Source organism: Sphingomonas sp. UYEF23 (assembly GCF_040546165.1).
In the GTDB taxonomy this organism is placed as follows: Bacteria; Pseudomonadota; Alphaproteobacteria; order Sphingomonadales; family Sphingomonadaceae; genus Sphingomonas; species Sphingomonas glacialis.
On the sequence record NZ_JBEPNG010000002.1, the window covers coordinates 541,505 to 554,674 of the forward strand.

Sequence of the window (13,170 nt, forward strand, 5' to 3'; positions counted from 1 at the left end):
CGCTTATTTCGCCGGCGCTGCCGCAGCGGTGCGCCCTGCGTCGATCTCCGCACCCCAGGGATCGCGGTGCGCGTCGGCTTTGCCGTCTGCGCCGAAGTCCATGATCATGTCGTTCGCACGTGTGTAGCGCGGCCAGACGGGAAGGCCCGCGCCGTTGGGCGTGCCGGTCCTGGCGAAGGTGACGATCGCGCGGCTGATCGTCTTTGCGACCGCGACGTCCGCGGGGGTCGTCGCAGCACCATATTTGATTGCGGCGGTATCGAGAAAGAATGGAATATCGGTCGCGTGCTGGGCGCCGGGCTTGCCGATCGAGGTGGCGACATAGCTGAAGCGATACCCCCAGACCGGCACGCCCGCATCGGCGAGCATTGCCGAAATATCGCGCGCGCCGGCAATCATCCCTCCGGTCTTGCCGCCCATGTCGGCGCTGGTCGCGCCGATCAATATCGGCACCTTGGCGAAGCGCCCGGTCGTATAGGCCTGCCGCGTATCGACCACCACGGTTCCGTCGGTGAAGGGGCCGCCATACGTGGCCGGCCCGGGCTTGGGTTGGAACAGCTCGATCAAGCTGAGCCCATCGGTGACTTGGTCGGCGCTCAAAGCGCGCAATTTGGCGAGTGCGTCGGGTGCGGCGGGGTCGATGCCGTGCGTCTTGGCGAAGGTCATGCCGATCTGCTCGGCGGCCGCGAGCGGCTTGCCGGGCTCGACGGCGGCGTCACCACCCGACATCACGATCGCCTTGGCGAACAGGCCGGACGCCAGCGGCGACGTCACCAGCGCATGGACCGAGCGGCCGCCGGCGCTTTCGCCGATGATCGTGACGTTCGCCGGATCGCCGCCGAAGCGCGCGACGTTGCGCCGCACCCATTGCAGCGCCGCGATCTGGTCCATTATGCCGTAATTGCCGAGCCGTCCGCCGTCGGCATTGGCCTTGGTCAGCTGCGGCAGAGCGAAGGTGCCGAACCGCCCGACACGGTAGTTGAAGCTGACGAAGACGACCCCCTGCCGCGCGAGCGCAGCGCCGGCATAGGTCGGCGGCGAGGCCCCGCCATTGACGAACCCTCCGCCATAAATCCACACGATCACCGGCAGTTTCGCAGCCGCCGCGGCGGGTTTCCAGACATTGGCGTAGAGGCAGTCCTCGGCCGGCTGCGTGCCGAGCGGGGCGGCGTCGCTGGGGAAGGGCAGCTGCATGCAGTCGTGCGCATAGGCGGTCGCGTCGCGTACGCCTGTCCACGGCGATACGGGTTGCGGTGCGCGCCAGCGCAACGCGCCGATCGGCGGTGCGGCAAAGGGAATGCCCTTCCAGCTGGCGACGCCCTCGGTGAGGGCTCCGCGAACGCTGCCCGTGTCGGTCTGCACGATTGGCGGCGTTTCGCTGTGTGCGACGGCAGGCGCGGCGAGGGCAAGGCCCGCAAGCAAGGCGATCAGGCGGTGCGATGTCATCTGGTGCGTCCCCTCGTTGAGCGGAGGACGCTACGCGATTGTCGGCAACGATGCGAGGTCGCTCCGTCGCGCGAATGGCGTGGGTGGATCAAGCGCGCAGGCGGGTAGCGACTTGCGGCGATCGGCACGACGAGCGGATACGCTCGATGGGGTGCGAGGTTCGGTGTCCTGACGGACTGCCGTCCACGTGATCAATACAGACGAAGTGTAGGGGCGTTTGCACGCCCCTACACTGATCGTCAGAAGTTGGCGGTGAAGCCGATCGCGATGTTGCGGCCCAGGCTGTCGTAGCGCGCCGGGATGGTGTTGCTGCGCGCGAGGCTGATATCGTACGAATTCGGCAGGATCGGCGCCGATTTGTCGAGCAGGTTGTTCGAGATGAGACGCAGGCTGTAGCGCTTGGCGATGTTGAAGGTCAGCGCGAGATCGAAATAGCTGATTGGAGCGATCCGATAGAAGGTCGTCTGCGCGCGGTCGGGCGTGCCGCCGATTGCAGGATCGCCCGAATTGTTGGCACTCGTCAACGAACCCACATAGCGCCAGTTGAACGAGGCGTTGAACACGCCGTTGGGCGTGGTGTAGGTCGTGCGCAGCCCGTGGCTCCACTTCGGCAGCAGCTGGCTGCAGCCATTGCCATAATAGCCCGCGCAGTTGCGCTGCGGCTGCAGCGGCGAATCCTGGCCGCCGGCAAAGGTGGTGAGCGAGCCGTTGAAGCTCATGTCGAGCTTGCCGACCGAGCCGAGGCGCACGCCGTACTGCCCCTGGAAATCATAGCCGCGCGAGATCGAGAAGTAATAATTGGTCGTGCCCGCGCGAATGAAGCCGCTGGTCGGGTTGGTGTTGGCGGTGGCGTACAAGGTGCCATTGGCGGCGCGGACGATCCCCGAGCAGAAGAACGGATCGCCGTTCGAGCGCATGCAGCCATCGGTGTAATAGCTGTCGTCGTTATAGCCGAGCGAGTTGTTGATCTTGATCCGATAGCGATCGACCGACAGCACCAGGCCAGGAATGAAGCTTGGCTTGAGGATGATGCCATAGGTCTGGGTGTAGGCGGTCTCGGGATTGGCGGTGAAGCCGCCCGACCGGACCGTGCACTGATTGTCCGGGCACAGCAGCAGCGCGCTGCCGTACAGCGCGTCGGACAGGCCAGTCGCGCGGCACACCGCCTGCGACGCGAGCGGCGCGGTGGTGGTGATCGTCTGGCCGGGACGCGCCGGATCGGCGATCAGGCGCGGGACGGGCGCGCAGAAATCGTTCTGCGAGCCGCCCTGCTTGCTGAAGTTGATGTTGGTCGCCTGATACGTCTCGGTCACCGTCGGCGCGCGCTGCGCCTTGTTGAACGAGGCGCGCAGCACGATGTCGCGGACCGGTGAATAGAGGCCCTCGAGCTTCCACGTCGTGAATTTGTCGGGATTGGTATTGTACTTCGACAGGCGGAAGCCGCCATTGACTTGCAATTGCTCGATGAACGGCTTGTGTTGGACGAGCGGCGCCTGGAGCTCGATATTGCCTTCCCAGACATGCTGGCTGAGGTTCGAATCCGACCCACCGTAATCGGCGCGGAACGCCGCGTTGCCGACCGAGCTCAGGCGGTCCTCGCGATATTCGACGCCCGCCGCGAAGGCGAGACCCTGCTCGGCGAAGGGCGAGGTGATGCCGTATTTGCCAAGGTCGCCGGTCACGTTGGCGAGCACGTTGGTCAGGGTATTGACCGTGCGCTGCTTTTCGGGATCGACGCCACCCGAGATGAAGTTGACGAACGCCTGGTTCGCGTTGCCCGCGCTGAACGCGTCGAACGGAACGCAGCCGGCCGCCGCGCCGACCGCGCAGGTCGGCGTGCCGCCTACGTTGACGACGTTGAGCGCCTGGTTGATGCGACTGAAGTTCGGCAGCGTTGCCGGCATCCAGTCCTGCTGGTTGCGCGCATAGACGCCGCCGACGTCGTAGGTCCACGCCGTACCGATCTTGCCGCGGACGCCGCCGGTCGCACGAATGCCGGTGTTGATATAGGTGTCGACCAGGTCGGGCGCGTTAAGACGATAGCGAATGTCGAGCGGGACCAGCGCGCTGGTGCCCGCCGCCGCGCCGCACAATGCAGTTGCCTGCGAGCCCGACAGATACGGGTTGTTGCAGTTTACCTGGTACGGCGTCGAGCCATAGTTGTTGTAGGCGAAAACGCGCGTTGGGACATTGTTGGTCGACTTGTCGCGGAACCACAGGCCCGAACCGTACAACTCGATCTCGGGCGAAAGCTTGAGCGAGGCGAAGCCACCGGCATTCACGCGCTCGTCGGCGCGCTGATACGAATAATTGTCGTATGGGTTGGCGGCATTGTTGGGGCCAGGGCCGTACGGCACGAAGGTCCGCGTGCCATCCGGATTGTTGATATAGGCGGCGCCGTTGTTCGCGCCCGAACGCGGCGAGATGTAGCCGCTCTTGGAATAGCTCGACAGCGAGCAGCTGAGCGGGCCGTCCTTGCCGGTCTGGATGAGCTGGCACGCCGAGGTCGAACGGTTGCCATAGGGGACGAGGTCGGCGTGCTTGTAGTTGACGAAGCCCGATACCTTCAGCTTGTCGTCGAACAAGGCGGTGCCGGCGGTGAGCGTCAGGTCGGCGCGGCCGCCATCGGTGACCATCCCGGTATTGGTCGGGAAGCCGTTCTTCTGCGCTTGATCGGTGACTATGTTCGCGCGGTTGATATGGTTGTAGAAATTATAGTTGGCGTCGACGCGGATGCCCTTGAAGTCGGGCTTCAGGATGAAGTTGACCACGCCCGCGACCGCGTCCGAGCCGTAGACCGACGAGGCGCCGCCGGTCAGCACGTCGACGCGCTCGATCAGCGAGACCGGGATGATGCCGGCGTCTTCGCCGTTCTGCGTGCCGAGCCGCTTGCCGTCGACCAGGACCAGCGTTCGCTCGAAGCCGAGGCTGCGCAGCTTGATGCGCTGGCGACCATCCGAATCCTGGTAGTTTTGCTGGCTGTCGGGCGAGATCTGCGGAAGGCGGTTGAGCACTTCCTCGATATTGCTCGGCGACTGTGCCTTGATGTCGGCCGAGGTGACCGAGGTGATCGGTGCTGCTGCGGTGATGTTGGGACGCGATGGGATGCGCGTGCCGGTGACCGTGATATCGGCGCCGGTTTCCTCGGGGGCGGCCTGGCCGGTCATCACCGCGGTGCGGGTCGCGGTCGACTGGTCTTGGCTCGCGGACGAATCCGCTGACGTTTGTTGCGCGAACGCGGGGGTCGCAAAGACCAGTGCCGCGCTCAGCGCGCCCAAGGATACGGAATGTCGGAACACCATGGAGCTTCCCCTAATTCGACCAGCAGCGCGCATTTTGCGTCACCACATCTGGTCAGTAGGTTCTATTGGATTTGCTAGTCGGTCAATACCTAAATGATACCAGACCGAACCTCTTTTGACATTTATGTGGCATGTGGCATGATCGCATCATCGGAAGCGAAGGGGAACGGCATGACCAGTAGAAGATCATTGCTTGCGATGGTTGGCGCAGCGGCCGGTGCCTGGCCCGCTGCAAAGGTGCTAGGGGCGACCGGTGCTGGCGCGCCCGCAAGTGCACAGATCGTGTCGACCTGGGATTTCGGCGCCGCCGCCAATGACGCGGCGTTCGCGCGGCTGCGGCGTGGCGGCTCGCTGCTCGATGCGGTCGAGGCGGGCGCGATGGTGCCCGAGGCCGACCCCAACAATCACTCGGTCGGCTATAGCGGCTATCCCGACCGCGATGGCCATGTGACGCTCGACGCAGTCATCATGGACGACACCGGGCAAGTCGGCGCGGTCGCCGCGCTCGAGGATACGATGCACGCCATTTCGGTCGCGCGACGGGTGATGGAGAAGACGCCGCACACGCTGCTGGTTGGTGCCGGCGCAACGCGCTTCGCCAAGGATCAGGGTTTTCCGCAACAGACGCTGCTGACCCCCGAATCCGAGAAGGCGTGGCGCGAGTGGCTGAAGACCGCGCACTATAGCCCGCAGGCGAACAGCGAGAATGCGCCCTTCCACACGCCTGGCGGGGCGCTCGATCATGACACGATCGGCTTGCTCGCGCGCGATGCGCGGGGCCGGCTGGCGGGCGCCTGCACCACCTCGGGCATGGCGTTCAAGATGCGCGGGCGGGTCGGCGATTCGCCGCAGGTCGGTAGCGGGCTGTTCGTCGAGGCGGGCGTCGGCGGCGCGACGTCGACGGGTCTCGGCGAAGAAGTGACTCGTGTCGCGGGCAGCGCGCGGGTGATCGCCTCGATGCGCGCCGGGCGCTCGCCGCAAGCGGCATGCGAGGAGGTCGTGCGCCACATCGCCACCCTGCGCGGCGCTGCGATCCGCGGCGTGCAGGTGGGATTCCTCGCGCTCGATCCGCGCGGGAATGTCGGCGCCTTTTGTTTGCTGCCGGGGTTCACCTATGCCGTGACCGACATGGCGGGACATACGGTGATCCACAAAGCGGCGTCGCTGTTCCAGGCATAGGCGGCACAGGGTGAAGGACCGGGTCATGCTCGAAGTGTGCGTCGAGACCGTCGCCGGGATCGGCGCGGCGGTGGCGGGTGGTGCCGATCGGATCGAACTGTGCGCGGCGCTGTCGGTCGGGGGGCTCACCCCTCCGGGTTCGCTGATCCGGGCGGCGGCAGAGGCGCCTTTGCCGGTTCATCTCCTGGCGCGGCCGCGTGCGGGCGGATTCGTCTATGGTCCGGCCGAGCAGGCGTTGATTGCCGGGGATATGCGCGATGCTGCCGAGGCCGGGCTTGCGGGGGTGGTGATCGGCGCGTCGAGGGTCGACTATTGCCTCGATACGACGCTGCTGGCGCAGTGGATCGCACAGGCGCGCGCGCTTGGCACCGCGCGGGGCGTGCCGCTGTCGCTCACGCTGCATCGCGCGTTCGATCTGGTGCCCGATCCGGCGGCGGCGCTCCAGCAAGCGATCGCGCTCGGGTTCGATCGGATCCTGACCTCGGGCTGTGCGCCGCGCGCGATCGACGGCGTGGCGACGCTCGCCGCGCTGCAAGTGCAGGCCGCAGGGCGGATCGTCCTGCTTGCCGGGAGCGGGGTCACCCCCGCGACTGTGCCGGCGCTTCTCGCGACCGGAATCCGCGAAGTCCACGCCTCGGCGCGGGCGCTCCACGATGTCGCCGAGGAGCTTGCCGAACGGCGTTTCGGCTTCCTCGGTCCGCAAGCGGGCGACACCGATGTCGCGCAGGTTGCCGCCCTTGCTGAAAAGTTGCGGTCCGCCCCTTGAGTAATACCAATATACAACCTATCCAGCCTGACCTCGCAGATGGATCGGGCATGCACGAAACCAAGTCTCCACAGCCTGCGGGCGCCACGCTGATGTTCCAGGAGGCCGCCGACGCGGGTAACGCCGTTGCGCGGATGCTCGCGGCCAATGCCGCGACCTTTGCCGCGCTCGGCGCGCGCTTGCGCGATGCGCCGCCGGCCGTTGTGGTGACGTGCGCGCGTGGCTCGTCCGACCATGCGGCGACCTACGGCAAATATCTGATCGAAACCTATCTCGGCGTGCCGGTCGCCTCGGCCGCACCCTCGGTCGCCTCGGTTTATCATGCCCCGGCCGCGGCAGGGCGGGCGCTGTGCATCGCGATCTCGCAAAGCGGGCGCAGCAGCGACCTGTTGAGCACGGTTGCAGCACAGCAGGCAGCCGGCGGCCACGTGGTGGCGCTGGTCAACGATGTGGAATCTCCGCTCGCGCAGATGGCGGATACGCTGGTGCCGCTGTCGGCCGGGGTCGAGCGGTCGGTCGCGGCGACCAAATCGTATATCGCCGCGCTCGCCGCGCTCGCCGCGCTGGTCGCGGCGTGGCGCGAGGATGCGGCTTTGCAGGACGCGGTCGCGCGGCTGCCTGAGGCGCTGGCGCACGCCTGGATGCTCGACTGGCCAGACGCCGCGGCGATGCTGCGGCCGGCGACCAACCTGTTCGTGATCGGCCGCGGGCTGGGGCTCGGCATCGCGCAGGAGGCTGCGCTCAAGCTCAAGGAAACCTGCGGGCTGCATGCCGAAGCGTTCAGCGCCGCCGAAGTGCGCCACGGTCCGATGGCGATCGTCGGCGCGGGTTTCCCGATCCTGGCCTTTGCCACCTCGGACCGGGCGGGCGACGACGTTCGCGCGGTCGCGGCCGAATTTGCCGCGCGCGGCGCGAACGTCGCGCTGTGCGATGCCGCCGCGGTGCCCGCGCTGCACGGTCATCCCGCGATCGAGCCGATCCTGATGATCCAGCGCTGCTATCGCATGGTCGATGCGCTCGCGCGGGCGCGCGGCTATGATCCCGACGCGCCAAGCCACCTCAGCAAGGTAACCATTACGCTATGACTTCGCATTTGTTCGTCAACGGTCATATCGTCACGCCGCGTGGGGTGCTCAGCGACGCGATGGTCGACGTCGAGGGCGGTATCATCGTCGCGATCGTCGACCGCGCCGGTCCAGGAGCGATCGATCTCGACGGCGGTTGGCTGATGCCCGGCTTCATCGATACACAGGTCAATGGCGGCGGCGGCGTCCTCTTCAACGACGCGCTGAGTGTCGAGGGCATTGCCGCGATCGGCGATGCGCATCGCCCGTTCGGCACCACCGCGTTCCTGCCGACGCTGATCAGCGATACCCACGAAGCGATCGCGCAAGCGCTCGACGCGACCGACGCGGCGATCGCGGCGGGCGTACCGGGCGTGCTCGGTGCGCATATCGAGGGCCCGGTGATCAACATCGCGCGCAAGGGGATCCACGATCCTCGGCATTTCGGTGCGCTCGACGATGCGCTGATGGCGCTGCTGCTCAAGCCGCGGCGCGGCCAGGTGATGGTGACGCTCGCGCCCGAGCTGGCGCCGGCCGATCGAATCGCGGCACTGGCGCGGGCCGGCGTGCTGGTCAGCCTGGGACATAGCGACGCGACATATGCCGAGGCGACCGCTGGGTTCGCCGCCGGGGTGACCGGCGTGACGCATCTGTTCAACGCGATGTCGCCGCTGGTCCACCGTGCACCGGGCGTGGTCGGTGCGGCGCTCGACGACAGCTATGTCTATTGCGGGCTGATCGTCGATGGCTTCCATGTCGACGATGCCGTGTTGCGGATCGCGCTGCGCGCACGACCGGCCGACCGGATGATGCTGGTGTCGGACGCGATGCCGTGCGTCAACGCGGCGACCAAGAGCTTCGTTTTGCAAGGGCGCGAGATTCGCGTCGAGGGCGGACGCTGCGTCGGCGCCGATGGCACGCTCGCCGGGTCCGACCTCGATATGGCGGCGGCGGTGCGCAACACCGTAGACCGCCTCGGCGTGCCTGCGGAACGAGCCGCGGCAATGGCGGCGACCAATCCCGCCGCGTTCCTCGGCCTGTCGCGCGAACGCGGCACGATCGCGACCGGACGCCGCGCCGATTGGGTGCAGCTCGACGCCGGTCTCCATGCAGTGACGACGGTCATCGCCGGCGAGATCGCCGCGCACGCTCCGCCGCCATCGGTTGCGGCCTGAGCACGACCTACCTTTCTAGGAGAGACCATGGCGCCGATCCTGCTGTTCGCACCGCTGCAAGGCTGGGTCACTGCGCTCGACGACGTTCCCGACGCGGTGTTCGCGAGCCGGATGCTCGGCGACGGGATCGCGATCGATCCGACCGGTACGTGCCTGTTCGCGCCGTGCGCCGGGCGCATCGTCGGCTTGCAGGCGACGCACCACGCGGTGACGCTCGAAGCCGATAACGGCGCGCAGATCCTGATCCATCTCGGGATCGACACCGTCGCGCTGGGCGGGCGCGGTTTTACCCCGCGTGTCGCGGTCGGCGATGTGGTGGCGGCGGGCGATCCGCTGATCGACTTCGATCTCGACCTGCTGGTGCGCGAAGCGCGCGCGGTGGTGACGCCGATCCTGCTCGTCGAGGGCGCCGGGATCACGGTCGAGCGCACCGCCGATATCGGCCTGATCGAAGTCGGCGCGCCGTTGATGACGTTGAGCGGTGGCCTCGGCGAGACCTTGGCCACCGATGCGACGGGGCCGACCGAGACGCGCCTGCTCCAGATCGCGCTGCCGCACGGCATCCACGCGCGCCCCGCCGGACGGATCGCGATGCTGGCGCGCAGTTTTACGGCGACCATTACGCTCGAGAAAGACGGGCAGGGGGCTCCGGCGACGAGCCCGACCGCGCTGCTCGCACTCGCCATCGGACGGGGCGATACGGTGCGGTTGATCGCGAGCGGGCAGGATTCGCTGGCGGCGCTCGATGCGCTGGTCGGATTGATCGAGAGTGGGATGGAAGAGCCGGTGGCGGCACCGACAGCGCCGGCCGCGGTCATGCCCCGCGACGTGCCCGACGGCGCGTTGGCCGGTGTCACCGCTGCGCCCGGCATCGCCATCGGGACGGTGCGGCATCACCGTGCGGTCGACCGCGAGGTTGCGCTCGAAGGCAATGGCATTGCTGCCGAGGAAACCGCCTTCCGGGCCGCACATGCCGCGCTGACTGGTGAGCTCGCCGAGCGCTCGGTCGCGGCGAGCGGCGCGGCGCGCGCCATTCTCGACGCGCATGCCGCGCTGCTTGGCGACCCGGCGTTGCTCGATGCGACGCACGCCGGGATCGCGCGTGGCGAAAGCGCCGGGCATGCCTGGCGCAGCGCGATCCGGCCGCAGGCCGACGCATTGCGCGGCGGCGGCGATGCCCGCCTCGCCGAGCGCGCCGATGATTTGCTCGATCTCGAACGACAGGTGCTGGCCCGGCTCGCCGGGGCGGAGTCGGGCACGGTCGAATACCCCGCCGGGACGATCCTGCTTGCCGACGATCTGATGCCCTCGGACTTCCTTGCGGCAGGCGCAGGGCTGGCCGGGCTGTGCGTTGCCAAGGGCGGGCCGACCTCGCATGTCGCGATCCTCGCCGGGGCGACGGGCGTGCCCGCGCTGGTCGCGATCGGTTCGGCTTTGCAGGGCGTGGCCGAGGGCACGCGCGTGATCCTCGATGCGTCGGCCGGCCTGTTGCACACCGCACCCTCGGCCGAGCAGTTCGCCGAAGCCGAACGGGCACAGGCCGTTGCCGCAACGCGTCGCGCCGACTCGCTCGTGCGTGCGCATACGCTGTGCCACACCGCCGATGGCGTGCGGATCGAAGTGGTCGCCAATCTCGGCCATCGCGCCGAGGCGGCGCCGGCAGTGGCGAACGGGGCCGAAGGCTGCGGGTTGCTGCGCACCGAATTCCTGTTCCTCGAGCGCGCGACGCCGCCGAGCGTGTCCGAACAGACCGCCGAGTATCAGGCGATCGCCGATGCGCTTGCGGGGCGACCGTTGATCGTCCGCTTGCTCGACATCGGCGGCGACAAGCCCGCGCCCTATCTGCCGATCGCGCCCGAGGAAAATCCGGCGCTCGGCTTGCGCGGTATCCGCGTCGGATTGGCGCATCCCGATCTGCTCGAAGACCAGTTGCGCGCGATCCTGGCGGTGCGGCCGATCGGCCGGTGCCGGATCATGCTGCCGATGGTGGCGCGGATCGAGGAACTGCGCGCGGTGCGTGCCGTACTCGACCGGCTTCGTGGCGAACTGGCGATCGCCGAGCCCGTTGCGCTGGGCATTATGGTCGAGACCCCGGCGGCGGCAATCACCGCCGACCTGCTCGCGTGCGAGGCCGATTTCCTGTCGATCGGCACCAACGACCTGACGCAATATACGCTGGCGATGGACCGCGCCAATCCGGCGGTGGCGAGTGCGCTCGACGGGCTCCACCCCGCGGTCCTGCGGCTGATCGGCGAGACGTGTCGGGGCGGGGCGCGCCATGCGCGCTGGACCGGGGTGTGCGGCGGGCTCGCCTCCGATCCGCTCGCGGTGCCGATCCTGCTCGGGCTCGGCGTGACCGAATTGTCCGCGACCCCGGGTATGATCCCGACGATCAAGGCGCTGGTCGCCCGCCTGACGCTCGCCGCATGCCGCGCGCACGCGGCGCAAGCGCTTGAGTGCACCTCGGCCGATCACGTCCGCGCGCTCGCGCGCGCCTTCGCCCCCCTGGAGATGCCGGCATGAAATCGATCCTCGGCGCGCTCCAGCCACTCGGTCGGGCGCTGATGCTGCCGATCGCCGTTCTGCCGATTGCCGGGCTCTTGCTGCGGCTCGGCCAGCCCGATCTCCACGGCCTGCCGTTCATCGGCGCGGCGGGGCAGGCGATCTTCGCGCATCTCGGGCTGCTGTTCGCGATCGGCGTGGCGACCGGTTTTGCGCGCGACGGCAATGGCGCGGCGTGCCTCGCCGGCGTGACCTGCTTCCTGGTGACGACCGAGGCGGGCAAGACCTTGCTGAGCGTTCCGCCAGAGGCCGCCGCCGGGTTCACCGGCGCGTCGATCGATCTCGCGGTCACGGCGTGGAAGGCCAAGGTGATGGCGCGGCTCGACGTTCCGATCGGCATTCTCTCGGGGCTGGTGGGTGGCCTGTTCTACAATCGGTTCGCGACGATCAAGTTGCCCGAATATCTCGCTTTCTTCGGTGGGCGCCGTTTCGTGCCGATCGTGGCGGGGCTGGCCGGCTTGCTGCTGGCGATGGTGGTCGGCTTCGGCTTTCAGACGATCAGCGGCGGGATCGACGCGCTGAGCTTTGCCGCGACCAGCGCCGGGGCGCCCGGCGTGTTCGCGTTCGGCGTGCTCAACCGGCTGCTGCTGGTGACCGGGCTGCATCACGTCCTCAACAACGTCGCTTGGTTCGTCGTCGGCGACTGGCACGGCACGACCGGCGATTTGCGGCGTTTCTTTGCTGGCGACCCGAGCGCGGGTAGCTTCATGGCGGGGTTCTTCCCGGTGATGATGTTCGGCCTGCCCGCGGCATGCCTCGCCATGTACCACGCCGCCGCGCCCTACCGGCGCAAGGCCGTTGGGGGCATGCTGTTCAGCCTGGCGCTGACCTCGGCGTTGACCGGGGTGACCGAGCCGATCGAGTTCAGCTTCATGTTCCTCGCGCCATTGCTGTATGTGATCCACGCGCTGCTGACCGGCCTGTCGATGGCGGTGATGGATCTGCTCGGCGTGAAGCTCGGCTTCGGTTTCTCGGCCGGGCTGCTCGATTATGTCCTCAATTACGGCAAGGCGACGCGGCCGCTGCTGCTGTTGCCGGTCGGGGCGGTGTATTTCCTGCTCTATTACGGGCTGTTCCGCTTCTTCATCCGGCGCTTCGACTTGCCGACACCGGGTCGCGAGCCGCTGCTCGGTACGCCGACGAGCGCGCCGCCGGTCGCGGCAGGCGGGCGCGGACGCGCGTTTGCGCAAGCGCTTGGCGGCAGCGCGAACCTCACCACGGTCAGCGCTTGCACGACGCGGCTGCGGCTGGTGGTGCGCGATCAGGCCGCGGTCGACGAGGCGGCGTTGAAGGCGCTCGGTGCGCGTGGATTGATCCGTCCCTCCGCGACCGCACTGCAAGTCGTGCTGGGCCCGATCGCCGACCTGGTGGCGGTCGAGATCCGCGACGCGCTGGCGATGGACGACGTCGCGGCGGCGACGCCGGTGGCGGACGAGACGGCCCCGCTGGTGCTGTCGGACCGTTTGATCGCGGCGCTGGGCGGTTCGGGCAATATCGCGGGCAGTTCACGGCATCATGGCCGGTTGCGCATCGCGCTCCGCGACGACGCCGCGGCCGATGCGGCGACGCTTGCCGCGCTTGGGCCGCACGGGATCGCGCGACCGGCGCCGGGGCTCGTGCATCTGCTTGGCAATGAGACCGCGCTGGCCGCGCTGGCCGCGCTGGTGGTCGGCTGA

General features: G+C 68.0%; 8 protein-coding genes. 6 read left to right on the forward strand and 2 right to left on the reverse strand.

Features of this window, described 5'->3' with window-relative positions:
- Nucleotides 1-3 precede the first annotated feature (3 nt).
- Together ABIB28_RS05845 and ABIB28_RS05850 are read right to left on the reverse strand one after the other, a co-directional pair.
- The gene (locus ABIB28_RS05845) at nt 4-1,446 is read right to left on the reverse strand and encodes a carboxylesterase/lipase family protein (protein WP_354287017.1); all 1,443 of its coding nucleotides are present in this window, start codon (nt 1,444-1,446) and stop codon (nt 4-6) included.
- 239 nt (nt 1,447-1,685) lie between these two features.
- Nucleotides 1,686-4,748, reverse strand: a complete 3,063-nt coding sequence (locus ABIB28_RS05850) for a TonB-dependent receptor domain-containing protein (protein ID WP_354287019.1) — start codon at nt 4,746-4,748, stop codon at nt 1,686-1,688.
- Nucleotides 4,749-4,919: 171 nt separating this feature from the next.
- Between ABIB28_RS05850 and ABIB28_RS05855 the strand changes: the two genes are divergently transcribed.
- The 6 genes from ABIB28_RS05855 to nagE are packed head-to-tail and all read left to right on the forward strand — an operon-like array spanning nt 4,920 to nt 13,170.
- Nucleotides 4,920-5,927 carry a glycosylasparaginase gene (locus ABIB28_RS05855; protein WP_189675226.1) on the forward strand — a complete coding sequence of 336 codons (1,008 nt, stop codon included), beginning with the start codon at nt 4,920-4,922 and terminating at the stop codon, nt 5,925-5,927.
- 10 nt (nt 5,928-5,937) lie between these two features.
- The gene (locus tag ABIB28_RS05860) at nt 5,938-6,693 is read left to right on the forward strand and encodes a copper homeostasis protein CutC (protein ID WP_354287021.1); all 756 of its coding nucleotides are present in this window, start codon (nt 5,938-5,940) and stop codon (nt 6,691-6,693) included.
- 50 nt (nt 6,694-6,743) lie between these two features.
- Complete coding sequence (locus tag ABIB28_RS05865) at nt 6,744-7,778, forward strand: SIS domain-containing protein (RefSeq protein WP_354287023.1); 1,035 nt, start codon at nt 6,744-6,746, stop codon at nt 7,776-7,778.
- A complete protein-coding gene (gene nagA, locus ABIB28_RS05870) occupies nt 7,775-8,932 on the forward strand; it encodes an N-acetylglucosamine-6-phosphate deacetylase (RefSeq protein WP_354287025.1) in 1,158 nt (385 codons plus the stop codon). Before ABIB28_RS05865 ends, nagA begins: the two co-directional genes overlap by 4 nt.
- Before the next feature lie 27 nt (nt 8,933-8,959).
- Nucleotides 8,960-11,455: a phosphoenolpyruvate--protein phosphotransferase gene (gene ptsP, locus ABIB28_RS05875; protein ID WP_354287027.1), complete on the forward strand. Its 2,496-nt coding sequence runs from the start codon at nt 8,960-8,962 to the stop codon at nt 11,453-11,455.
- Complete coding sequence (gene nagE, locus ABIB28_RS05880; protein WP_354287029.1) at nt 11,452-13,170, forward strand: N-acetylglucosamine-specific PTS transporter subunit IIBC; 1,719 nt, start codon at nt 11,452-11,454, stop codon at nt 13,168-13,170. The genes ptsP and nagE overlap by 4 nt, the downstream gene beginning before the upstream one ends.

What these genes read in the sequence shown, in the direction of transcription:
- ABIB28_RS05850 (WP_354287019.1), bottom strand. Translation starts at nt 4,748, where the DNA reads ATGGTGTTCCGACATTCCGTATCCTTGGGCGCGCTGAGCGCGGCACTG.
- ABIB28_RS05855 (WP_189675226.1), top strand. Translation starts at nt 4,920, where the DNA reads ATGACCAGTAGAAGATCATTGCTTGCGATGGTTGGCGCAGCGGCCGGT.
- nagA (WP_354287025.1), top strand. Translation starts at nt 7,775, where the DNA reads ATGACTTCGCATTTGTTCGTCAACGGTCATATCGTCACGCCGCGTGGG.
- ABIB28_RS05845 (WP_354287017.1), bottom strand. Translation starts at nt 1,446, where the DNA reads ATGACATCGCACCGCCTGATCGCCTTGCTTGCGGGCCTTGCCCTCGCC.
- ptsP (WP_354287027.1), top strand. Translation starts at nt 8,960, where the DNA reads ATGGCGCCGATCCTGCTGTTCGCACCGCTGCAAGGCTGGGTCACTGCG.
- nagE (WP_354287029.1), top strand. Translation starts at nt 11,452, where the DNA reads ATGAAATCGATCCTCGGCGCGCTCCAGCCACTCGGTCGGGCGCTGATG.
- ABIB28_RS05865 (WP_354287023.1), top strand. Translation starts at nt 6,744, where the DNA reads ATGCACGAAACCAAGTCTCCACAGCCTGCGGGCGCCACGCTGATGTTC.